At 64.5% G+C, this 22303-nt stretch carries 18 protein-coding genes and 2 pseudogenes; 14 read left to right on the top strand and 6 right to left on the bottom strand.

The genetic code is table 11. The features are described from left to right. The first annotated feature begins 111 nt into the window (after nt 1–111). Complete coding sequence (locus tag SHTP_RS08095; protein ID WP_420872971.1) at nt 112–1314, top strand: ISAs1-like element IS2404/ISMul1 family transposase; 1203 nt, start codon at nt 112–114, stop codon at nt 1312–1314. A gap of 20 nt (nt 1315–1334) precedes the next feature. Here the strand turns inward: SHTP_RS08095 and SHTP_RS30350 are convergent. After that, nucleotides 1335–1439 (bottom strand): annotated as a pseudogene (locus SHTP_RS30350) (hypothetical protein); the annotation flags it as partial. 108 nt (nt 1440–1547) lie between these two features. Between SHTP_RS30350 and SHTP_RS08100 the strand changes: the two are divergent. Both SHTP_RS08100 and SHTP_RS08105 read left to right on the top strand, forming a co-directional pair. Continuing rightward, nucleotides 1548–2306 (top strand): SDR family NAD(P)-dependent oxidoreductase, encoded by a 759-nt coding sequence (locus SHTP_RS08100; RefSeq protein ID WP_011741195.1) that lies wholly within the window; start codon nt 1548–1550, stop codon nt 2304–2306. A 110-nt stretch (nt 2307–2416) separates the two neighbouring features. Next, nucleotides 2417–4582: an acyl-CoA dehydrogenase family protein gene (locus tag SHTP_RS08105; protein WP_096370274.1), complete on the top strand. Its 2166-nt coding sequence runs from the start codon at nt 2417–2419 to the stop codon at nt 4580–4582. 33 nt (nt 4583–4615) lie between these two features. On the opposite strand, the gene SHTP_RS08110 is transcribed toward SHTP_RS08105, so the two are convergent. After that, nucleotides 4616–5290, bottom strand: coding sequence for a winged helix-turn-helix transcriptional regulator (locus SHTP_RS08110; protein ID WP_096370275.1), 675 nt, complete (start codon nt 5288–5290; stop codon nt 4616–4618). 165 nt (nt 5291–5455) lie between these two features. Between SHTP_RS08110 and SHTP_RS08115 the strand changes: the two genes are divergently transcribed. Next, a complete protein-coding gene (locus SHTP_RS08115) occupies nt 5456–6286 on the top strand; it encodes a class I SAM-dependent methyltransferase (protein WP_096370276.1) in 831 nt (276 codons plus the stop codon). Here SHTP_RS08115 and SHTP_RS08120 read toward each other — a convergent pair whose 3' ends face one another. Beyond that, entirely contained in the window at nt 6287–6637 is a 351-nt protein-coding gene (locus tag SHTP_RS08120) for a Zn-ribbon domain-containing OB-fold protein (RefSeq protein ID WP_020786449.1), read from the bottom strand. 56 nt (nt 6638–6693) lie between these two features. On the opposite strand from SHTP_RS08120, the gene SHTP_RS08125 reads away from it, so the two are divergent. The 3 genes from SHTP_RS08125 (at nt 6694) to SHTP_RS08135 (ending at nt 10461) form a co-directional block, all read left to right on the top strand. Next, entirely contained in the window at nt 6694–7887 is a 1194-nt protein-coding gene (locus tag SHTP_RS08125) for a thiolase family protein (RefSeq protein ID WP_096370277.1), read from the top strand. 22 nt (nt 7888–7909) lie between these two features. Next, complete coding sequence (locus SHTP_RS08130; protein ID WP_096372381.1) at nt 7910–9376, top strand: FadR/GntR family transcriptional regulator; 1467 nt, start codon at nt 7910–7912, stop codon at nt 9374–9376. 122 nt (nt 9377–9498) lie between these two features. Then, nucleotides 9499–10461 carry a sensor histidine kinase gene (locus SHTP_RS08135; protein WP_096370278.1) on the top strand — a complete coding sequence of 321 codons (963 nt, stop codon included), beginning with the start codon at nt 9499–9501 and terminating at the stop codon, nt 10459–10461. 41 nt (nt 10462–10502) lie between these two features. Here the strand turns inward: SHTP_RS08135 and SHTP_RS27980 are convergent, their stop codons facing one another. Then, a complete protein-coding gene (locus tag SHTP_RS27980) occupies nt 10503–10655 on the bottom strand; it encodes a hypothetical protein (protein WP_015355071.1) in 153 nt (50 codons plus the stop codon). A 311-nt stretch (nt 10656–10966) separates the two neighbouring features. Here SHTP_RS27980 and SHTP_RS08140 point away from each other — a divergent pair, with 311 nt between their 5' ends. Continuing rightward, a complete protein-coding gene (locus SHTP_RS08140; protein WP_096370279.1) occupies nt 10967–11497 on the top strand; it encodes a 2-isopropylmalate synthase in 531 nt (176 codons plus the stop codon). 27 nt (nt 11498–11524) lie between these two features. Here SHTP_RS08140 and SHTP_RS08145 read toward each other — a convergent pair whose 3' ends face one another. Further along, nucleotides 11525–13003 carry a cytochrome P450 gene (locus SHTP_RS08145; protein ID WP_096372382.1) on the bottom strand — a complete coding sequence of 493 codons (1479 nt, stop codon included), beginning with the start codon at nt 13001–13003 and terminating at the stop codon, nt 11525–11527. 113 nt (nt 13004–13116) lie between these two features. Between SHTP_RS08145 and SHTP_RS08150 the strand changes: the two genes are divergently transcribed. Beyond that, nucleotides 13117–13767: a TetR/AcrR family transcriptional regulator gene (locus tag SHTP_RS08150; protein WP_096372383.1), complete on the top strand. Its 651-nt coding sequence runs from the start codon at nt 13117–13119 to the stop codon at nt 13765–13767. 72 nt (nt 13768–13839) lie between these two features. Continuing rightward, a complete protein-coding gene (locus SHTP_RS08155) occupies nt 13840–14715 on the top strand; it encodes an SDR family oxidoreductase (RefSeq protein WP_011741183.1) in 876 nt (291 codons plus the stop codon). A 40-nt stretch (nt 14716–14755) separates the two neighbouring features. Here SHTP_RS08155 and SHTP_RS08160 read toward each other — a convergent pair whose 3' ends face one another. Beyond that, nucleotides 14756–15358, bottom strand: a complete 603-nt coding sequence (locus SHTP_RS08160; RefSeq protein WP_012393465.1) for a TetR/AcrR family transcriptional regulator — start codon at nt 15356–15358, stop codon at nt 14756–14758. 90 nt (nt 15359–15448) lie between these two features. Here SHTP_RS08160 and SHTP_RS08165 point away from each other — a divergent pair, with 90 nt between their 5' ends. From SHTP_RS08165 to SHTP_RS08180, 4 genes and pseudogenes are all read left to right on the top strand, one after another. Then, complete coding sequence (locus SHTP_RS08165; RefSeq protein WP_096370280.1) at nt 15449–16006, top strand: NAD(P)H-dependent oxidoreductase; 558 nt, start codon at nt 15449–15451, stop codon at nt 16004–16006. A 482-nt stretch (nt 16007–16488) separates the two neighbouring features. After that, nucleotides 16489–18099: a PPE family protein gene (locus SHTP_RS08170; protein ID WP_420872925.1), complete on the top strand. Its 1611-nt coding sequence runs from the start codon at nt 16489–16491 to the stop codon at nt 18097–18099. A gap of 123 nt (nt 18100–18222) precedes the next feature. Further along, nucleotides 18223–19425, top strand: a complete 1203-nt coding sequence (locus tag SHTP_RS08175; protein ID WP_420872972.1) for an ISAs1-like element IS2404/ISMul1 family transposase — start codon at nt 18223–18225, stop codon at nt 19423–19425. A 24-nt stretch (nt 19426–19449) separates the two neighbouring features. Next, nucleotides 19450–21792: pseudogene (locus tag SHTP_RS08180) on the top strand (beta strand repeat-containing protein); the annotation flags it as partial. Nucleotides 21793–22303: the final 511 nt, after the last annotated feature.

Genomic DNA, 22303 nt, shown 5'->3' on the forward strand with positions numbered 1-22303 from the left:
TGAGCTGGGTTGATGATCTTTGGTGCCGCGCTATTGGGGCCGGAGTGTAGGCACGGGCTATCTGGAGAACGATCGAGTTGGTTACTGTTCGTCGTTGGTCTGGAGTTGCCCGTGCCTACCGTTTCAGTATTGCCTGTGTCGTCGGTTCCAGAGGTGTTCGACCGCTGGAGTCCTGGTGGGCGCAGCGGGCTCATCGGATCGGAGTTTCTCGATGTGTTGGCCTCGGTGCCAGACCCGAGGGACCCACGCGGTCGGAGATATTCGCTGATGGCTTTGTTGGCGATCGCGGTTCTGGCCACTGCCGCGGGGATGCGCGGCTATGCTGGTTTTGCCACATGGGCGGCCACCGCTCCCGATGATGTGTTGGCCCAATTAGGGGTCCGGTTCCGGCGGCCCAGTGAGAAGACCTTCCGCGCTGTTTTGTCTCGGCTAGACCCCGCCGACCTCAACGCCAGGATGGGCAGTTACTTCACTGCACACGTGGCCAGCAGCGACCCCAGTGGATTGGTGCCGATCGCGTTGGACGGCAAGATGCTGCGTGGTGCTTTACGCGCCAAAGCGACAGCCACGCATCTCGTGTCGGTGTTCGCCCACCGTGCCCGATTGGTGCTCGGTCAACTCGCTGTCGCCGAGAAAAGCAATGAAATTCCCTGTGTACGTGCCCTGCTCACGCTGCTGCCGGGTAGCTTGCGGTGGCTGGTCACCGTGGATGCGATGCATACCCAGGTCGTCACCGCGAAGTTGATCTGCGCCACCTTGAAGTCGCACTACCTGATGATCGTCAAGTCCAACCAAGCCAAAATACTTGCGCGTATCACCGCGCTGCCCTGGGCCGAGGTGCCCGCAGCCGCTACCGACGACTCCCGCGGCCACGGCCGTGTCGAGACCCGCACCCTGCAAATCATCACCGCTGCACGAGGAATCGGCTTCCCCTACGCAAAACAAATCATCCGGATCACTCGTGAACGCTTGATCACCGCCACCGACCAGCGCAGCGTGGAGGTGGTCTATGCCATCTGCAGCCTGCCGTTCGAGCACGCCCGCCCTACCGCGATCATGACCTGGATGCGTCAACACTGGGGAATCGAGAACAGCCTGCACTGGATACGCGACGTCACCTTCGACGAAGACCGTCAAAGGGCACATACCGGAAACGGCGCACAGGTCCTAGCAAGGCTACGCAACACCGCGATCAATCTGTACCGCCTCAACGGCGCCGACAACATCGCCGAAGCCTGCCGGATCACCGCTTTGACCGCCAACCGCCGCCTAGACCTCCTCAATCCACAATTCCCCAGCTCACAAGCCTGCTAATCAACAACGCCGGAGCCCTGGGGTGCGGCCGCGCGTAACAGCTCGGCAATCCGTGCGACCTTGGCCAGCCGAGACGAGGTGCCGCCCACATTAAGCGAAGTGCTTGCTATGTCGATGAGGAGCACGTTTCGAGCTTGGCATGAGTCGCCGACATCAATGCACGGTAGACGCGCTAGCGTTCCGAGATAACGTTACAAATTGTCATGATTCTGACAAGGCATCGGGAGGTCCGGATGGAGATCAGCGGCAAGAAGGCCGTCGTTATCGGCGGCGCGTCGGGGATGGGTCGTGCCACCGCCGAATTACTGGCAAAACGCGGTGCTGACGTGGCGATACTGGACCGCGAGGGGTCCGACGGCAAGAGTGTTGCCGAGGCGATCGGCGCGGCGTTCTACCCGGTCGATGTCACCGACTTCGCCGGCACCGAAGAGATCCTGCAGACCGCGGTTGATCGTCTCGGCGGTCTGCACGTCATCGTGACCACCGCCGGCGGTGGTATCGCCAAGCGGACCCTGACCAAGTCCGGTCCGCACGACCTGGAATCCTTCCGCTCCGTGGTGGATCTCAACCTCATTGCAACCTTCAACATCAGCCGGCTCGCCGCCGCGCACATGGCCAACAACGAGCCGGAGGACGACGAGCGCGGCGTCATCATCAACACCGCATCCATCGCGGCCTTCGAGGGCCAGATTGGGCAGGTCGCCTACACGGCCGCCAAGGCTGGAATCGCCGGCATGTGTTTGACCATGGCCCGCGATCTGGGCTCGATGGGGATCCGGGTGCTGGCTATTGCGCCGAGCCTGTTCCTCACCGGGCTGACTGCGATGGTCCCCGACGAGATGGCCGCCCAGCTGGTCAAGGACGCCGCCTTCCCGAAGCGGATGGGCCGGCCCGAGGAATACGCCAAGCTGGTCGCGGCAATCGTGGACAACCCGATGCTCAACGGGCAGTGCCTGCGACTGGATGCGGGACAGCGGTTCGCGCCCAAGTGAGTGACCCCACAAACCCCGCCGATCGCACCGCACATATTTGAGTACACTCTTTAGGTGATCGGCCGGGCCCGTAACGAGGCGAGCTTGACAGTGCCGCGAGGAGGGCCCTGATGGGTATCGCATTGACCGACGACCATCGCGAGCTTGCCGAGGTAGCCCGCGCGTTCTTGACCTCGCAGAAGGCGCGCTGGGCGGCGCGTTCGCTGCTCGATTCACCCGATGAGTCGCGACCACCCTTCTGGCAGGACATGGTCGAGCTCGGTTGGCTCGGCTTGCACATCGACGAGCGTCACGGCGGCTCCGGCTACGGATTGCCTGAACTTGTCGTGGTAGTCGAAGAACTCGGCCGTGCGGTGGCGCCCGGCCCCTTTGTGCCCACCGTTATCGCTTCGGCGGTGCTCGCCAAGGAGGGCAGCGACGAGCAGCAAACGCGGCTGCTGCCGGGCCTGATCGACGGCACCGTCACCGCTGGCATCGGCCTCGACGGCAACGTACGGGTCGAGAACGGGGTCGCCAGCGGTGATGCCGGGATCGTGCTGGGCGCGGGACTGGCCGAGCTGCTGCTGGTCGCCGCGGGGGACGACGTGCTGGTGCTGGACCGCGGCCGCAGCGGTGTGTCGGTGGAGGTTCCGGACAACTTCGATCCCACGCGGCGCTCGGGGCGGGTGCGGTTGCACGAGGTGAAGGTCAGCGCGCAGGACCTCTTGTCCGGCGCCCGGGCCGCGGCGCTGGCCCGGGCCCGGACCGTGCTGGCCGCCGAGGCGGTCGGCGGCGCGGCCGACTGCGTCGACGCCGCTGTCGCCTACGCCAAGGTGCGCCAGCAATTCGGTCGCACCATCGCCACTTTCCAAGCGGTGAAACACCATTGCGCAAACATGCTGGTGGCGGCCGAGTCTGGGATCGCCGCGGTATGGGATGCCGCGCGGGCAGCCACCGAGGACGAAGAACAGTTCCAGCTCATCGCCGCAGTGGCCGCGCTGCTGGCGTTCCCGGCCTACGCGCGCAACGCCGAACTCAACATCCAGGTGCACGGCGGGATCGGATTCACCTGGGAGCATGACGCGCATCTGCATCTACGCCGGGCGCTGGTGGATGCGGCCCTGTTGGGCGCGGAAGTGCCGGCTCGTGATGTTTTCGAGCGCACCGCCGCCGGAGCGACGCGAGAGAACAGCCTGGACCTGCCCGCCGAGGCCGAAGAATTGCGTACCCAGATCCGGGCCGACGCCGTCGAGATCGCTGCCCTCGACAAGGCTGCCCAACTCGACAAGCTGATCGAGACCGGTTATGTGATGCCGCACTGGCCCAAGCCGTGGGGGCGCGCGGCGGATGCGGTGGAGCAGCTGGTGATCGAGGAGGAGTTCCGCAAGGCGGCCATCAAACGCCCGGACTATTCGATCACCGGCTGGGTGATCCTGACGCTGATTCAGCACGGGACCGCTTGGCAGATCGAGCGATTCGTGGAGAAGGCGCTGCGGCAGGAGGAGATCTGGTGCCAGCTGTTCTCCGAGCCGGAGGCCGGATCGGATGCGGCCTCGGTCAAGACCCGCGCCACCCGGGTCGATGGCGGCTGGAAGATCAACGGCCAGAAGGTGTGGACCAGCGGCGCGCAGTACTGCGCCCGCGGTCTGGCCACCGTACGCACCGATCCTGACGTGCCCAAACACGCGGGCATCACCACGGTGATCATCGATATGAAGTCGCCCGGGGTCGAGGTCCGCCCGCTGCGTCAGATCACCGGTGGTTCGGAATTCAACGAGGTGTTCTTCAACGACGTGTTCGTTCCCGACGAAGATGTCGTCGGCACGCCCAACTCCGGCTGGACGGTCGCGCGGGCGACATTGGGCAACGAGCGGGTCAGCATCGGCGGCAGCGGTGGCTACTACGAGGGCCTGGCCGCCAAGCTGGTCAAGCTGGCCCAGAACGGGGCGGATCGATTGGCCGGCGCCGAGATTCGGGTCGGGTACTTCCTAGTCGAAGACCACGCGCTGCGGCTGCTCAACCTGCGCCGGGCCGCGCGCAGCGTCGAAGGTGCCGGTCCGGGGCCGGAGGGCAACGTCACCAAGCTCAAGCTGGCCGAACACATGGTGGAGGGCGCGGCCATCTCGGCGGCCTTGCTGGGCCCCGAGATCGCCCTGCTAGATGGCCCCGGTGCGGTGATCGGCCGGATGGTGATGGGCGCTCGCGGCATGGCGATCGCGGGCGGCACCTCGGAGGTGACCCGCAACCAGATCGCCGAGCGGATCCTCGGCATGCCGCGTGATCCTTTGATCAACTAGCGCCCGCGGCTCGGGGTCATCCGCCTCGCGGGCTCAGGCCGGGCGGGGGACCGCCGCCAGGCGCGATTGGCCGAGCCAGGCGGGCACCGACCGGCGCACCTGCGCCGGCCCGTCGATGCGCACCCCGCCGTTGAGCATCGCCCGCGACCAGGACTGGTCCCCGCGCCAGAGCTGAGTCAGCGTGAGCAGGCTGGTCTCGACGGTCGCGGCAACCTGATAGCCGGGGTCGAAATCGCACACGTCGGCCTCTCCCTCGGACACCAGCAGCCACCAGCGTGCGGCTTTGGGTGCCACACCAGCCAACCGGAACGCCAGGACCGTGCGGGCCCGCGGCCACGCGTCGATGGGTACGGTGTGCCGGATATCCCACATCAACAGGTGCGGATCGAGGTCTTCGTCGCCGAGCTCAGGTATCCAGCGAATGCCCCACTCACCGAGTGCATCCACCACCGTGGCGAGCTCGCGACCGCAGGTTGTCAGCGAGTACGAGGTGCGCCCCTCGATATCGTTGCGTTCAACGACAGCGGCCTTGGTCAACGAGTTGAGTCGCTTGGACAACAACGCCGGTGACATCTTGGGTACCCCGCGGCGCAGGTCGTTGAAATGCGTGCTGCCCAGCAGCAGCTCCCGAACCACCAGCAGTGTCCATCGTTCGTCGAGCAACTCCATCGCCTTGGCGACCGGGCAGAACTGGCTGTATGTGGACATCGCGCAAGACCCTCCAGTCGACTGTGTCCAGTAGACGCTGTGGCGATCGAATTGACTAGTACAGACTGTGTACCGCCGCAGGTTCACATCTGTCACTGGAAGTGATTCAGCGCCGGCCCGACGATGGTGATCAGTCATCAGAACAGCCCAGAAAGGTAACTCGTCATGACGACCCTGGCCCGGACCGAACCGACCGATCGCGGTTACGAAAGCAAGCATCGCGCCCTGTGGGCATTGGGCGACTATCCGGCCGTGGCCACCGATCTGGTGTCGCCACTTGGCCCAATCCTGTTGGAAGCCACTCGAATCAGCGCCGGTGACCGGGTGCTGGATGTCGCGGCCGGATCTGGCAACGTGGCGATACCGGCCGCGCTGGCCGGGGCTGACGTCATTGCCAGCGACCTGTGCCCGAACCTGCTCGAGTGCGGCCGGGGGCTGGCGGCCGCCCGTGGTGCCAGCCTGCGCTGGGTGGAGGCCAACGCCCAAGCCTTGCCGTTCGACACCGATGAGTTCGACGCCGTGGTTTCCTGCGTCGGCGTCATGTTCGCGCCGTATCACCAGCCCTGCGCCGACGAGCTGGTTCGAGTGTGCCGGCCCGGCGGGGTGATCGGTTTGATCAGCTGGACCCCAGGCGGATTCATCGGTGAGATGTTCACGACCATGAAGCCCTACCTGGCCCCTCCGCTACCGGGCGCCCAGCCGGCGCCGCTGTGGGGAACCGAAGGCCACGTCCGTGAGTTGTTCGCGGATCGGGTCACCGACTTTGCCGTTCGCCGCGGTGCGTTGCTGGTGGACGAGTTCGCCGACGGTGCGCCCTTCCGTGACTACTTCAAAGCGAACTACGGGCCCACCATTGCGGCCTATCGGGCGATAGCGGCCGAACCCGATCGTGTCGCGGCGCTGGACGCGGAGCTGGCCGCACTCGGCGACCGGTATCTGGCCGGCAGCTCGGCGATGGAATGGGAGTACCTGCTGGTCACCGCGCGCAAGCGGTGATCAGCGCCCGGCCGGTGCGAAAAGCGGCGCCCCGCCGGTGCCCCGCTCCGGCCGGATAGTGACCGGCATGCCACAGGTCACCGAATCGGGTTCGCAATCAACGATATTGGCGGCCACTCGCAGCCCGGCTTGCTCGCTGAGTTCTACCAGGGCGATGATGTAGGGCGTCGGGATGTCCGGGTGGTACCGGTGGTGGTTGACCGTGTAGGTAAACACCGTGCCGCGCCCGGATACCGGACGTGGCACCAGCGCGGCGTCGCAGTCATCGCACCGTCCGGTTGCCGGGTGTACCCAGCGAGCGCAAGTATCGCAGTGCTCGATGAGCAGCGAGAAGATCGGCTCGGCGGACACGCTCAATACAGTACACTTTATTAATTCGTGTACGCGGGGCCTTCGGACGGTTGCAGATGAAGCACTTCGAGAAAGACGCGATCCTATCCGGTATCGGGATTTCGCGGATCGGCCGTCGAACCGGCATCCCCGGGCTCGAACTGACCATGGAGGCGGTGCGGGCCGCCGTTGCCGACGCCGGCCTGACCCCCGCTGATGTCGACGGCATCGCGACGCTGGGTGACACCCCGGCCGCCGACGTCAACGCCGAACTGCAGATCGACGCCCCGGACTGCGGAACCGGCTTCGGTACCGGCGGGTTGTTGAGCCCGGTGATGTCGGCCTGCCGTGCCGTCGCCGAGCGGCGCGCCCGTCATGTGATCGTTTACCGGACCATTCAGATGCTGGGCGGCACCGTTGCGCTCCAACCGGAGCAGGACGCTCCCGCTCCGCCGCTGGCCCGCATGTTCGATGTTGCCGAGGGTGCCCCGCGCCCGGCGGTGGGGCCGATGGATGACATCACCGATCTCATTGCGGCGCATGCCTACTCGGCGGCGAACTGGCTGGCGCTGAACTGCCGCCGCCACATGGAGCTGTATGGCACCACAAGGGAGCAGCTGGGCTGGGTCGCCCTCAACGGGAGGCGCAACGCGGCGTTGAATCCGCTTGCCGTCTATCGCGAACCCATGACCATGGCTGACTACTTGGGGGCGCGCCCGGTGTCCACACCATTGGGCTTGCTGGATTGCGATGTGCCCATCGACGGCTGCGTCGCGGTGCTGGTCTCGACCGCCGAATACGCGCGTGATTGTCCGCACCGCGCTGTCCGGGTCGAGGCGATTGGGGGATCCGATGGGTCCGGCGGCTGGTTTCACCGCGCCGACTATCCCAAGATGGCGATGTCGGACGCCGCGGCGCAGATGTGGTCGCGCACCGCGTTGAAACCAGCCGATCTCGAGGTCGCGCAGCTATATGACGGCTTTACGTTTCTGACCCTGGCCTGGCTGGAAGCCCTGGGCATTTGCGCCGACGGCGAAGCCGGCCCGTTTGTCGAGGGCGGAGCGCGAATAGCGCGTGACGGGAAGTTGCCGCTCAACACCTACGGTGGCCAGCTATCGGCGAGACGCATGCATGGCTACTGGGCACTGCATGAAGGCTGTCTACAGTTGCGCGGGGATGCGGGGCAGCGGCAGGTGCCGCGCCGCCCAGAGGTCGGGGTGGTTTCTGTGGGCGGAGGACCGATTGCCGGATGCATGTTGTTGACGTGTTGAATCAGCTGGTGGGGTGGGGCAGTTGAGCGTTGAGCCGGATGTGATCCGGGCGGACAAGCGAGCCGCAAGAGTCGCCCGCCACATTGAGGCCGAGATCGTGCGCCGCGGGTGGACAGTGGGGGCGTCGCTGGGTTCCGAGGGCGCTCTGCAACAGCGGTATGGCGTAAGTAGGTCGGTGCTGCGTGAAGCGGTTCGGTTCGTCGAGCACCATCAGGTCGCCAGGATGCGTCGCGGACCCAACGGTGGGCTGCTTATCTGCGCGCCCGATGCCGGACCTGCGACCCGGGCCGTCGTCATCTACCTCGAATATCTCGGCATCACCCTGGGGGAATTGCTCGACGCGCGGCTGGTGTTCGAGCCGCTGGCGGCCTCGCTTGCCGCCGAGCACATCGACGAAGCCGGGATCGACCGGCTGCGAGCGGTGTTACGCGCGGAGGAACAGCGCAAGCCGGGGCTGCCGGCTGCGCGTGACGAGTTCCATGTGGCGCTGGCGCGGCAGTCGAAAAATCCAGTCCTGCAACTCTTTATCGAAATCCTGATGAGGTTGACCCGCCGCTACGCGCTCACTTCGCGCACAGATACGGTGGCCGAGGCGTTTGAGGCTGTCGACCAGATGCACAACGACCACGCGGCCATCGCTGCAGCCGTCACGGCGGGGGATTCGGCGCGTGCCAAGACGCTCAGCGAGCAGCACGTGCAACGGGTGACCGGTTGGCTGCAACAGCATCAACCTGGTGGGGATGCCAAGCTGGCGCACGTGCCGCGCCGGTCACTGCGGCTGGACTCCGAGACCCCGCCCGGCAAGCTCGCCGAAGTGTTGGCCGCCACGATCGCCGACGACATCGCCGCCAGCGGCTGGCAGCTCGATTCGGTCTTCGGGACCGAAACAGCTTTGCTGCAGCGCTATCGGGTGAGCCGTGCGGCGCTGCGGGAAGCCGTGCGGTTACTGGAGTATCACTCGGTGGCGCGCATGCGCCGCGGTCCCGGTGGTGGGCTGGTGGTCACCAAACCACAGTCGCAGGCCAGCATCGACACCATTGCGCTCTACCTGCAGTACCGCCAGCCCAGCCGCGAGGACCTGCGTTGTGTTCGTGACGCCATCGAGGTCGCAAACGTAGCCAAAGTCGTGGAGCAGCGCGCCCGGCCCGAGGTTGCTTCGGTCCTCGACGAGCTGGTTGTGGCCAGCGACTTCGCGTTCGAGGACGCCGCAGACGCCGCCCGCAAGGTCGCCGTCGAGGAGTTCGGCTTTCATGTCGGTCTGGCTCAGCTGGCGGGCAACGCACTATTGGACTTGTTTCTGCGGATAATCGTCGAATTGTTTCAACGGCACTGGTCCAGCACCGAACACCAGCAGCCGACGTTCAACGATGTCGGCGCCGTCGAACATGCGCATCAGCGGATTCGCGAGGCTGTCATCGCCGGCGATGACAGCCTGGCCCGCTACCGCATCCGCCGTCACCTTGATGCTGCGGCGTCCTGGTGCCTCTAGTCCTGTGCCGGGGATCTGACAAACCCATAGAGCCCGTGCATAGCAACGCCTCTCGACGGGTATGCCGATAGCCAAGCGAGAGGCCGGTCCAGCGGGGTGCCGGCGCAGGCGGGAGCGTTGAGATGGCCACTAGCACGGTGACCGGACAACGAAACTTTGTCCATTCCGCGCTGCTGTACCACTCCCAGCATGAGTATCTGGAATCGGTGCAACGCTTCGTTCGCGAGGCGATGGTGCTAGATGAGCCGGTCCTGGTCGCGGTGCCCACCGACCGGCTGGCGCTGCTGGGTAGCCGGCTGCGCGGTGGAGCCACGGCCGAGCTGCAAATGATCGACATCGCCGAGGCCGCCCGCAACCCGAGCCGGCTGCTGGCCCTCCAGAATGCGTTCGTGGCGCGACACCGCGGTCGGCGGGTCCACATTGTCAGCCAACTTGTCTGGCCGGGGCGCACCGTGGACGAGTGTCTGGCCTGCATGCAGCACGAGGCGCTGGTCAATGCGGCGCTGGAAAACGACAGCGTGACGGCGCTGTGCCTCTACGACGCCGAACGAATGGAGGAGGAGGTGCTCGCCGACGCCCGCGCCACCCATCCGTTGCTGTGGAAATGCGGGTCGCCGCAGCGCAGCGCCGACTACGCGCCGGCTGAGGTCCTGGCCCGGCGCAATCGGCCGCTACCACTTCATCCGGGCGCCGTTACCTACCTGGTGCGCGAGAGCACCGACCTGCGGCCCGCGCGCTCGTTCGCCGTCGACTACGCGGGTTGGGTCGGTTTGTCGCAGGAAGGGCTCACCGATCTGCAGTTGATCGCCACGGAGTTGGCCACCAACAGCCTGCAATACGCCGACGGTGGCTGCCAGCTGGCATTTTGGCGTCACGATGAGCATCTGGTGTGTGAGGCGCGCGACGGCGGGGAACTCGGTGACCAGATGGCCGGACGTCACATCCCCGGCGGCAGCGGAACTGCCAGCCGCGGACTGTTCCTGGTCAACGCCATGGCGGATTTGGTCCGCACGCATACCTCGGCAAGCGGCACCACCATCCAGGCCTACCTACGCCTTGATCCGATGCGAGGCCAGACCGGATAGCGGCCCGCATACCTGCGGGCCGGCAGCCAGGCGAACCAGCCCTACTGTTCTTCTGGATATGTTGGGACGACCGGCTCCACGGGTGACTCGCGTTGGGTTGAGCAACCCGCCGACGCCACGGCGAACGCCGCGGCCAGTACCACGACCACCATCCGGATTGCCTGCATGCCCTTGCTGGTTTTCCTCGCGCTCATTACCGCGCCTTCCACTAGCCCCAATCCCCACAACCTGCGATTTGTATCGCAAGCCGATGCTAACGCCATCGTTTGGCGACGCGAGCGGTTTTCGGATCTTTGGGCGGCCCGGTTGCGCCAGCGCGCGGCCGCTGCAGACAAAACCCGCTTGCGCCGGTCGCCGACCCCGTCTAGTGTCACCGTTCGTGCTTCTTCTCGAGCGTGCCGTAGTAGCCAGCACCCGCAGCGGGGTCTGATCCAGACCGACCCCCCGCTGTGGGTCGGAAGCTACTGCCGTCGGTCGTTCCTGCGAATCAGAGAAGACCGCCACCATGACTCTGCTCACCACTTTCGATCTGGACCTCGACCCCGAACCGATCGACGGTTCGGCGCGCAAGCCCGGCGCGCGAGCACATTTCGCGGGAATCTTCGGCGTCGATTTGCCGCGCGGACTGCGCGAGCAGGCCGCCACGATGTCATGGGATCGCTTTGTCGCGACCTATGGTCGCACCGGCGGTCCGGTCCGGTTGGGGCACTGGGAGTGCACCGACGCGGATCGGCCATCCGGGCGGCTGGGGCCGCAGGCCCGCAGCTTCCGCGCGATGATCGCCGTCGGGGATCAGATGAACACCTCGACTGCCGCCGCGGGCGGCCCGATGGCGGCCCTGACCGCGATGCTGCACGACCGCGCGATCATGGTCGAGACGCTGAAATTCCATCAGGTGCAATCCGGCCCACACACCGCGACGTTCATCTGCGGAACCAACGGGGTGCGCTCCCAGTGGGCTATGGGCTGGTCGCAGGACCCGACTCAATCCGCGCTGCGTGCGCTGATCGCCTGCGCCAACCGGCTGCTCGACTGATGTCCGGCTCGGCTGGTGGGCGGGTGATCAGAGCGGACGCAACACGATCGGCATCCCGTCCTTGGGGGCGGGCATACCTCCGTAGTCCCAGCACGCACGGTAGTCCGGCCGGGCGAGCTCCAGGCGGTAGCGGCGCAGCAATCGGTGCAGGATCGTCTTGATCTCCAATTGACCGAACACCATGCCGAGGCATTTGTGCGCGCCGCCGCCAAACGGTGTGAACGCGTAGCGGTGCCGCTTGTGTTCGTTGCGCGGCTCGGCGAACCGATCCGGGTCGAATGTCATTGGATCCGTCCAGAATTCGGGCAGGCGATGGTTCATCCCCGGGTATGCGATGACGTTGGTGCCTTTGGGTAGGTAGTAGCCCAGCAGCTCCGTATCCCGCACGGTCTGCCGCATCGCCCATTGGACCGGGGTCACCAAGCGGATCGACTCGTTCATCACCAGATCGAGGGACTCCAGCTTTTCCAGCGCCTCGATGTCGAGTGGTCCGTCACCGAGGCGGTCCGATTCGTCCCGGCAGCGCTGCTGCCACTCCGGATGGGCGGCCAGGTGGTAGGCCATCGTCGTGGCCGTCGACGTCGACGTGTCATGGGCCGCCATCATCAAGAAGATCATGTGGTTGACGATGTCCTGGTCGGAGAACCGGTTGCCGTCCTCGTCGGCGGTATGGCACAGCACCGTGAGTAGGTCGTTGCCCTCCTGGCCGCGCCGTTCGGTGACCCGGGCGGCGAAGTAGTTTTCCAGAAGCTGCCTCGCCCGTATCCCTCGCCACCAGGTGAACGGTGGCACGCTGGTGCGGATCACCGCGTTGCCCGCGCGGGTCGTCGTGGTGAACGCCCGGTTCACCTTGGTCACCAGCTCGTGGTCGGTGCCCGGTTCGTGGCCCATGAAGACCATGGACGCGATGTCAAGGGTCAGCTTCTTCATCGCGGGATAGAGCAGGAAGCGCGCGTCGTTGGTGGCCCACTCTCCGGCGATGGCTCGCGATGCCACCTCGTCCATGTGCTCGACGTAGCCAACCAGCCGGGACCGGACGAATGCCTCCTGCATGATCCGGCGGTGGAACATGTGTTCTTCGAAGTCCAGCAGCATCAGCCCGCGGCGAAAGAACGGCCCGATCACCGGGACCCAGCCTTGTTGCGAATAGTCCTTGTTGCGGTTGGAGTAGATGACCTGGGCGGCGTCGGGCCCCAGGGCGACGACGGCCGGCAGCACCGGCGAGTCGCCGAATACAACCGGGCCCTTGGTTCGGTACAGGAACATCAAGTAGTCGGGTCCGCCGCGCAACATCTCGATGAGGTGCCCCAGGATGGGCAATCCTGCATCACCGACAACCGGCTTGAGGTCACTGCCCGGTGGGGGATCGGCGAGCGTGGTTTCGGGAAATTGCGTCTTGAGTAGCCAGCGCTCGACCATGCCCATGCCGGGGAAATTGTTGAACGACGGGGTCAGCCGACGCTGGGCTTGGTCGAGGAGGTATGCCGGGGTACTGATAGTGGCCACTGGCGCTCCTTCGTTGTGGCAGCCGTCACTTCCACCTATCCTCAGGACGAACTTGACGGCTGTCAAGTTTCCTTTTCGTGCGGCTTGGTGCATGGTCGGAGGGTGATCGAATGGTGAACGGCCAGGCCGCCGATGAGAAGCAGCGTGGGCCGACGTTGCGACGACGAGGCGACAAGCAGCGACAGGCGATCTTGCAGGCGGTGCGCGAACTCCTCGAGGAGCGGCCGTTCGCGGAGTTGTCGGTCGCCACGATCAGTAACCGCGCCGGCGTGGCCCGCTCAGGCTTCTACTTCTATTTCGATTCCAAGTACTCGGTGCTCGCGCAGCTCATGGCGGAGGCGGTTGAGGAACTCGAAGAGCGCACGCAGTATTTTGCGCCCCGCCAGCCCGGTGAGTCGCCGCAGGAGTTCGCCAAGCGGATGGTTGGTAGTGCGGCGATCGTCTACACGCACAACGACCCGGTGATGATGGCCTGCAATGCCGCGAGACACGCCGACATTGAGATTCGCGACATTCTCGATCAGCAATTCGACGTGGTGTTGCGCGAAATTGTCGGTGTCATCGATGCCGAGATGCGGGCCGGCACCGCGAACCCGATCAGTGAAGACCTGCCGACGCTGATTCGCACGCTGACGGCCACCACCGCACTGATGTTGACCGGGGACGCGCTGTTGGTGGGTCGCGACAGTGACTTGGAGCGCAGGGTGCGGGTGCTCGAGCAGATGTGGCTCAACGCGCTCTGGGGTGGTCCGATCCGGACCTGACGGGGCGGTCGGAAGGATCCCGGTGGTCTGGGCCGAGCGGCGCGCGCCGTTACCGCCGGTATCGTCACCGCCATGGCGCAGCGGCGGTATTTCGCGGGAAAGCGGTGTCTTGTCACGGGGGCGGCCAGCGGTATCGGCCGCGCTACCGCTTTGCGGCTTGCTGAGCAGGGCGCCGAACTGTATTTGACCGATCGCGACGGTGACGGTTTGGCGCAGACCGTGTCGGCGGCCCGCGCGCTCGGTGCGCAGGTGCCCGAGCATCGCGTTCTGGATATCTCCGACTACGACGAGGTGGCCGCCTTCGCGGCCGACATCCACGCCAGCCACCCCAGCATGGACGTGGTGCTCAACATCGCCGGCATTTCGGCGTGGGGGACCGTGGACCGGCTGTCACACGAACACTGGAGCAAGATGGTCGCCGTCAATCTGATGGGTCCGATCCATGTGATCGAGACTTTCGTCCCGCCGATGGTTGCGGCTGGTCGGGGCGGGCATTTGGTCAACGTGTCCTCGGCGGCGGGGCTGGTCGCGCTGCCCTGGCACGCCGCCTACAGCGCCAGCAAGTACGGTCTGCGCGGACTGTCTGAAGTGCTGCGCTTCGACCTGGCGCGCCATCGGATCGGTGTGTCGGTCGTGGTGCCGGGTGCGGTGGACACCCCATTGGTCGATACGGTCGAAATCGCCGGCGTCGACCGCGAAGACCCGCAGGTGAACCGCTGGGTGAACCGCTTCAGCGGCCATGCCGTTTCGCCGGAAAAGGCCGCCGAGAAGATCCTGGCCGGGGTCGCCAGAAACAGGTATCTGGTCTACACCTCGGCTGATATCCGCGCGCTTTACGCGTTCAAGCGGCTCGCATGGTGGCCGTACAGCGTGGCGATGCGCCAGGTCAACGTGATCTTCACGCGCGCGCTCAAACCCAAACCGGTGGCCCTGCCGCAGCGCGAGTGACCTGTCGTCGCGAGCCTGCGTCGCAATGCTGAGCCGCTGGTCATCGGCCGCACAGCTTGCGAGCCAGGTCCTCCCATGCGTCACCGAGCGTGCGCAGGGTGTGGCCGCGATCGTTGAGCTGATGTTCGACATAGTCGACGTCGAGTAGGGCCAGCAGGGCATCGGTTTGGACATCAAGATCACCCGTGGTGTCTGCCGACTCCAAGAGCACCCGCACGTGTCTACGGTGCACCGAGGCCGCCGCGCCGTAGCGGGTCAGCGGATTGCGATTGGCTTCCGAGAGCAGCTCGTGGTGAGCGTGAACGAAGCAGATCCGCTCGCGACCGAACGCGATGAGGCGGTCCAGTGGTGCGGCCTCGGGGCCCAGCGGTGGCGGACCGAACAGGAACGCCTGCTGACTGGCGCGCTCGTCTTCGTCGAGCAGCACCATCATCAGGCCGGCGCGACTGCCGAACCGGCGAAACAGGGTGCCCTTGCCGACGCCCGCCTCGGCGGCGATGTCATCGGTGGTGACGGCTTCCGCGCCGCGCTTGGCGACCAGGCGGCGTGCCGCTTGCAGCAACAGCTCACGATTGCGCGCCGCGTCACCGCGTTCCTGGCGAGCGGATACGGGCAGCTCTCCCAGCCCCTCGACGCCGCTCACCCCAGCACTGTAGCTTGGTTGGAATAAATCGGACCATAGTCCGTTTAGATATTGCAACAATGAAGACCAACCAGTGAAGGGAACGGGCCAGTGGCACAGACAACGTCCGACATCAAAGTCTTGGCGCTAGTGGGCAGCCTGCGTGTGGCGTCTATCAACCGCCAGATCGCTCAACTCGCGGCCGACGTTGCACCCGACGGCGTCAGCGTCACGGTCTTCGAAGGCCTGGGGGACTTGCCCTTCTACAACGAAGACATCGATACGCCCGACCAGGTGCCCGCGCCGGTATCCGCGTTACGCGAGGTGGCCGCGCAGTCCGATGCCGCGCTGGTGGTCACGCCGGAATACAACGGCAGCATCCCCGCAGTCATCAAGAATGCGATCGACTGGCTGTCCCGGCCGTTCGGCGACGGCGCGTTGAAGGACAAGCCATTGGCGGTCATCGGAGGGGCCTTCGGCCGGTACGGCGGGGTATGGGCACATGACGACACCCGCAAATCATTTGGCATCGCCGGTGCTCGCGTCAGCGACGCGATCAAACTCTCGGTGCCGTTCCTGACGTTGGAGGGAAACCCGCCCGCAGACAACTCCGAGGTAACGGCGAACGTACGTGACATCATTGCCAAGCTCGCGGCCGAAGTCGGCTGACCTGGCGGTCGGTGGGATTAGCGGACTGGGCCCGAACGCCGACTCGCACCCCACCGACCGAGCCGCGCTCTAGAATCGGATTCTATTGTGCGCTAGCCACTTTGCCTGCCGCAGCCAATGTGAATGATTGTGTCAGGTGACCTCTTTTGGGTGTGGCAAGATTGCTCCCAGGGGTGGTTTCTGGAAGTCGTCCAGAGGCGGCTTCGCGGATATTCACCATCCGCGCACGGCCTGTCGTAGAGTCCTCCGCAAACCACCTCCGGCTCGGCAGCTGCCGGGTTGAGACTGGAGCGATTGCGAGGAGGCGGGGGCTTGAGATGCGCGGCCAGCAAAGCGGTCAGCGGCAGGTGGCCACTTGCATCACGGCTTTGGTCGCCGGCCGAGGTGGCGCGGCGGGCTACGCGCAAGAGCGCCTCGGATCGACGCAACGCGATTAGTCTGGCCACTGGGATGGTTCCGGTCGACCACGGACCGGGTGACGAATGAATTTTGCGGTGCTGCCGCCGGAGATCAACTCGGCGCGATTATTTAGCGGCGCGGGGTCCGGGCCGGTGCTGGCTGCTGCGACCGCCTGGACCGGGTTGGCCGCCGAGTTGCGCTCGGCGGCAGCAGCGTTCTTGGCGGTGACATCGGGCCTGACGGGCAATTCGTGGCGGGGGCCGGCGGCGGCGGTGATGTCGGACGTGGCCGCTTCCTATGTCGGATGGCTGAGTGCGTCCGGGGCGCACGCCGAACAGGCGGCCGAACAGGCCAAAACCGCGGCGCAAGTGTTCGAGGCCGCGCGGGCTGTGACGGTCCAGCCGGGGCTGGTGGCTGCCAACCGCGCTCAGATCGTGTCGTTGGTTGGCTCCAACCTGTTCGGGCAAAACGCCCCGGCCATCGCAACCGCTGAAGCTCAGTATGAGCAGATGTGGGCCCAGGACGTGGTGGCGATGCTTGATTACCATGCCGGGGCCTCGTCGGTTGCCGCCGCGCTGACCCCGTTGAGCTGGCCAACCCAAACCCTGGCGGGCCTGGCGGCTCCCGCCGCGGCTCTTGGTTCGGTCGCCAGGTCGATCAGCTTCAATGTGGGCTTCGCAAACGCCGGCCAGGGAAATGTGGGCTTGGCAAATATCGGCGATTTCAATCTGGGCTTGGGCAATATCGGTTCCGGCAACGTCGGTAGCGACAATATCGGCGGCATCAATGTGGGCTCGGGCAACCGCGGCAGCTACAACATCGGTCCGGGCAACCTGGGTGATTACAACATCGGCCTGGGCAACCTGGGTGATTCCAGTGTTGGTTTCGGCAATGCGGGTGACCACAACGTGGGTGTGGGCAACGCCGGCTTCAACAATTTCGGTTTCGCCAATACCGGCAGCAACAACATCGGGATTGGGCTCAGCGGGGATGGGCAGGTCGGGTTCGGGGCGCTGAACTCGGGCGCCGGCAACATCGGGTTGTTCAACTCGGGCACCGACAACATCGGGTTGTTCAATTCGGGGACGGGCAACTTCGGGATCGGCAACTCCGGTGACTACAACACCGGCATCGGCAACGCGGGCGCCACCAACACCGGCCTGTTGAATGCGGGCCTGGTCAACACCGGTGTGGGCAACGCGGGCAACTACAACTCCGGTGGCTTTAACGCCGGGCACACCAACACCGGCAGCTTCAATTCCGGTGACTACAACACCGGCTACCTCAACCCGGGTAACTACAACACCGGTCTGGCCAACAGCGGCGACGTCAACACCGGCGCGTTCATCTCCGGCAATTACAGCAACGGCGCCTTCTGGCGCGGCGACCACCAGGGCGCCGGAATTTCTTACTCGGTCACGATCCCAGCGATTCCGATCAATATCAACGAGACTTATAGTCTGGACATACCGTTTACCGAAGACATCGGACCCAGGTCCATTGCAAGCTTTGTCATTCCCCGGCAATCGGTCACCGTGATCGGAATCGACTTGCTGTATCTGGGCCCGATCACCATCCCGCAGATCAACATTACGGGCCCCGTACTTTCTTTCGAAATCGGTCCTGCCACATTGCGCCTGCATGCCACCGGTGAAATTGGGCCCGTCGAGGTTCCAGGGCTCCGGCGTTGTTGATTAGCAGGCTTGTGAGCTGGGTTGATGATCTTTGGTGCCGGGCTATTGGGGCCGGAGTGTAGGCACGGGCTATCTGGAGAACGATCGAGTTGGTTACTGTTCGTCGTTGGTCTGGAGTTGCCCGTGCCTACCGTTTCAGTATTGCCTGTGTCGTCGGTTCCAGAGGTGTTCGACCGCTGGAGTCCTGGTGAGCGCAGCGAGCTCATCGGATCGAAGTTTTTCGATGTGTTGGCCTCGGTGCCAGACCCGAGGGGCCCACGCGGTCGGAGGTATTCGCTGATGGCTTTGTTGGCGATCGCGGTTCTGGCCACTGCCGCGGGGATGCGCGGCTATGCTGGTTTTGCCACATGGGCGGCCACCGCTCCCGATGATGTGTTGGCCCAATTAGGGGTCCGGTTCCGGCGGCCCAGTGAGAAGACCTTCCGCGCTGTTTTGTCTCGGCTAGACCCCGCCGACCTCAACGCCAGGATGGGCAGTTACTTCACTGCACACGTGGCCAGCAGCGACCCCAGTGGATTGGTGCCGATCGCGTTGGACGGCAAGATGCTGCGTGGTGCTTTACGCGCCAAAGCGACAGCCACGCATCTCGTGTCGGTGTTCGCCCACCGTGCCCGATTGGTGCTCGGTCAACTCGCTGTCGCCGAGAAAAGCAATGAAATTCCCTGCGTACGTGCCCTGCTCACGCTGCTGCCGGGTAGCTTGCGGTGGCTGGTCACCGTGGATGCGATGCATGCCCAGGTCGTCACCGCGAAGTTGATCTGCGCCACCTTGAAGTCGCACTACCTGATGATCGTCAAGTCCAACCAAGCCAAAATACTTGCGCGTATCACCGCGCTGCCCTGGGCCGAGGTGCCCGCAGCCGCTACCGACGACTCCCGCGGCCACGGCCGTGTCGAGACCCGCACCCTGCAAATCATCACCGCTGCACGAGGAATCGGCTTCCCCTACGCAAAACAAATCATCCGGATCACTCGTGAACGCTTGATCACCGCCACCGACCAGCGCAGCGTGGAGGTGGTCTATGCCATCTGCAGCCTGCCGTTCGAGCACGCCCGCCCTACCGCGATCATGACCTGGATGCGTCAACACTGGGGAATCGAGAACAGCCTGCACTGGATACGCCACGTCACCTTCGACGAAGACCGTCAAAGGGCACATACCGGAAACGGCGCACAGGTCCTAGCAACGCTACGCAACACCGCGATCAATCTGCACCGCCTCAACGGCGCCGACAACATCGCCGAAGCCTGCCGGATCACCGCTTTGACCGCCAACCGCCGCCTAGACCTCCTCAATCCACAATTCCCCAGCTCACAAGCCTGCTAATCAACAACGCCGGAGCCCTGCCTGGGGAGCCTGGGTGACTCGAGTATTGGTTTCGGCAATGCGGGTGACCACAACGTGGGTGTGGCCAATGCCGGCTTCAACAATTTCGGTTTCGCCAATACGGGCAGCAACAACATCGGGATTGGGCTCAGTGGGGATGAGCAGGTCAGGTTCGGGGCACTGAACTCGGGCACCGGCAATATCGGGTTGTTCAACTCCGGGACCGACAACATCGGGTTGTTCAATTCGGGGACGGGCAACTTCGGGATCGGCGACTCCGGTGACTACAACACCGGCATCGGCAACGCGGGCGCCACCAACACCGGCCTGTTGAATGCGGGCCTGGTCAACACCGGTGTGGGCAACGCGGGCAACTACAACTCCGGCGGCTTCAACACGGGCAGCACCAACACCGGCAGCTTCAACCCGGGCGACTACAACACCGGCGGGCTCAACCAGGGTGACTACAACACCGGTTACCTCAACTCGGGCGACTACAACACCGGTTTTGTCAATGCCGGTGACGTCAACACGGGCGCATTCATCTCCGGAAATTACAGCAACGGATTCTTCGCCAGAGGCGATTATCAGAACTTGGTCGGTTGGTCCTACTCGATCACGGTGTCCGAGTTCCCCGCATACGGCACCCTCGATATTCCCGTGTACATACCATTCACCGGCGCCATCGGACCCATCACCATACAAGAGTTCACGATTCCCAGTTTGCCCCTGGATGCGTTGGTATATATCAACGGAACCCCCATCCCGATTTTCTATGATTTTGGCCCGATCACCGTCGATGAGACCACCACCGACCCCATTGCGCTGAATTTTGTTTGGGATCAGCTCTATCACTACGAAGTGGGTCCCAGAACGTTCGGTCCCTACGAAATTCCGCTGTTCAGCTTCCCCGGCCCCGGATTCGCCAACTCGACCACCAGCCCCTCGTCGGGCTTCTTCAACTCCGGAACCGGTCCTACCTCGGGCTTTTTCAACTCCGGTGCGGGCAACCTCTCGGGTCTGATCAACCTCGGAGCCAATAGCTCCGGCTTCGCAAACACCGGTATCGGCGGCCTCGGAAACTCCGGCTTGATCAACGATGGCGCACTGCAGTCCGGCATGGCCAACGTGGGCAATACCATATCCGGCATATACAACTCGACCACGCTGGATCCGACAGCGGTGGCCAATGTTTCGGGTATCGCAAATACGGGCGTCGACCTAGCGGGCGTGTTCCGCGGGGCCAGCAGGATTCATAACTTGGGCTTCGCGAACCTTGGTTTTGCAAACCTGGGTAGCGCAAACATCGGCGACCTCAACCTGGGCGGCGCAAACTTCGGCAGTGCAAACATTGGCAGCGGAAACATCGGTTTCGGCAACGTCGGTGGCGGCAATGTGGGCAGCCTCAACCTTGGCTTCGGGAACCTGGGCGACCACAACATCGGTCCGGGCAACCTGGGTGACTACAACATCGGCCTGGGGAACCTGGGTGACTCGAATGTTGGTTTCGGCAATGCGGGTGACCACAACGTGGGTGTGGGCAACGCCGGCTTCAACAATTTCGGTTTCGCCAATACCGGCAGCAACAACATCGGGATTGGGCTCAGCGGGGATGGGCAGGTCGGGTTCGGGGCGCTGAACTCGGGCGCCGGCAACATCGGGTTGTTCAACTCGGGCACCGACAACATCGGGTTGTTCAACTCGGGCACCGACAACATCGGGTTGTTCAACTCGGGCACCGGCAGCTTCGGGTTCGGCAACTCCGGTGACTACAACACCGGCATCGGCAACGCGGGCGCCACCAACACCGGCCTGTTCAACACGGGCCTGGTCAACACCGGTGTGGGCAACGCGGGCAACTACAACTCCGGCGGCTTCAACACGGGCAGCACCAACACCGGCAGCTTCAACTCCGGTGATCACAACACCGGTTACCTCAACTCGGGCGACTACAACACCGGCCTGGCCAACAGCGGCGACGTCAACACCGGCGCGTTCATTTCCGGCAACTACAGCAACGGCTTCTTCGTCGATGGCGACCACCAAGGTCTGATCGACGGGACTCCGGGCTTCTTCAACTCGAACACCAACCCATCGTCTGGTCTGCTCAACTCGGGGGAGGGCAGCGAGTCCGGGGTGGGCAACTACGGCGTCGGCAATTCAGGCTTCCTGAACTTCGCCTCGGTTACCGGTGCGGGCAGCTCCGGCCTACTCAATGTCGGCGCACTGCAGTCGGGCACCTTGAACCTGGGCAGTACTATCTCCGGGTTCGGCAACACGGGCTCGGTGACGCCGGCCTTCGTCTCCGGGGTCGCCAACGCCGGAACCAGACTCTCCGGCTTCTTCTTCAGGGGGACCGGTCCCTAGTCGCACGTAGCGCGGCCGGCGTTTGCGCCGGTGGCCCGGGCGCCAGGGGCTACGAGCGCAGCGCCGCCGGACGGCACATCGGCGCGTTTGCTGCTGGTCGGATCGGTGCGACTGGACCGCGCCGCTGTCGGTGGTCGGTGGTACACCATTCGTGGACGACGCGGCCGGCGGATTTGTGATCTGCGACACGCCGTGCCGACGTCCGACACAGCCTCACGACCAGGGAATTTCAAAAATGTCATTCCGAACATCTTGTATCTCTTCTCGTTGTCACCCCCTAGGTGTAGTGTTTCGAGGACCGACAGAACCCAGGTTCACCGGTTCCCAGCAGATTCACGGGATTCGAGGAACTTCCCGGGATCGGCATCGCCAGGTCGACGGACATGGCGGCCGCGCAACGGGTATCTGGGGGCTTGCCGGGCCGCTGAAACATAGCGAAGATGCACAACCCAAATCGTTGCCAGTCCCAACAGGCCAGACTCCCCGACTTCCGGAAAGGAGCGGTACACCC

Origin of the sequence: Mycobacterium ulcerans subsp. shinshuense (assembly GCF_002355775.1) — a bacterium.
Lineage (GTDB): Bacteria > Actinomycetota > Actinomycetes > Mycobacteriales > Mycobacteriaceae > Mycobacterium > Mycobacterium marinum.

Excerpts from the sequence above, each read along its gene's own strand:
- SHTP_RS08110 (WP_096370275.1), bottom strand. The coding sequence starts at position 5,290 with ATGTCCACATACAGCCAGTTCTGCCCGGTCGCCAAGGCGATGGAGTTG.
- SHTP_RS08140 (WP_096370279.1), top strand. The coding sequence starts at position 10,967 with ATGACTCTGCTCACCACTTTCGATCTGGACCTCGACCCCGAACCGATC.
- SHTP_RS08135 (WP_096370278.1), top strand. The coding sequence starts at position 9,499 with ATGGCCACTAGCACGGTGACCGGACAACGAAACTTTGTCCATTCCGCG.
- SHTP_RS08115 (WP_096370276.1), top strand. The coding sequence starts at position 5,456 with ATGACGACCCTGGCCCGGACCGAACCGACCGATCGCGGTTACGAAAGC.
- SHTP_RS08155 (WP_011741183.1), top strand. The coding sequence starts at position 13,840 with ATGGCGCAGCGGCGGTATTTCGCGGGAAAGCGGTGTCTTGTCACGGGG.
- SHTP_RS08170 (WP_420872925.1), top strand. The coding sequence starts at position 16,489 with ATGAATTTTGCGGTGCTGCCGCCGGAGATCAACTCGGCGCGATTATTT.
- SHTP_RS08125 (WP_096370277.1), top strand. The coding sequence starts at position 6,694 with ATGAAGCACTTCGAGAAAGACGCGATCCTATCCGGTATCGGGATTTCG.
- SHTP_RS27980 (WP_015355071.1), bottom strand. The coding sequence starts at position 10,655 with ATGAGCGCGAGGAAAACCAGCAAGGGCATGCAGGCAATCCGGATGGTG.
- SHTP_RS08100 (WP_011741195.1), top strand. The coding sequence starts at position 1,548 with ATGGAGATCAGCGGCAAGAAGGCCGTCGTTATCGGCGGCGCGTCGGGG.
- SHTP_RS08105 (WP_096370274.1), top strand. The coding sequence starts at position 2,417 with ATGGGTATCGCATTGACCGACGACCATCGCGAGCTTGCCGAGGTAGCC.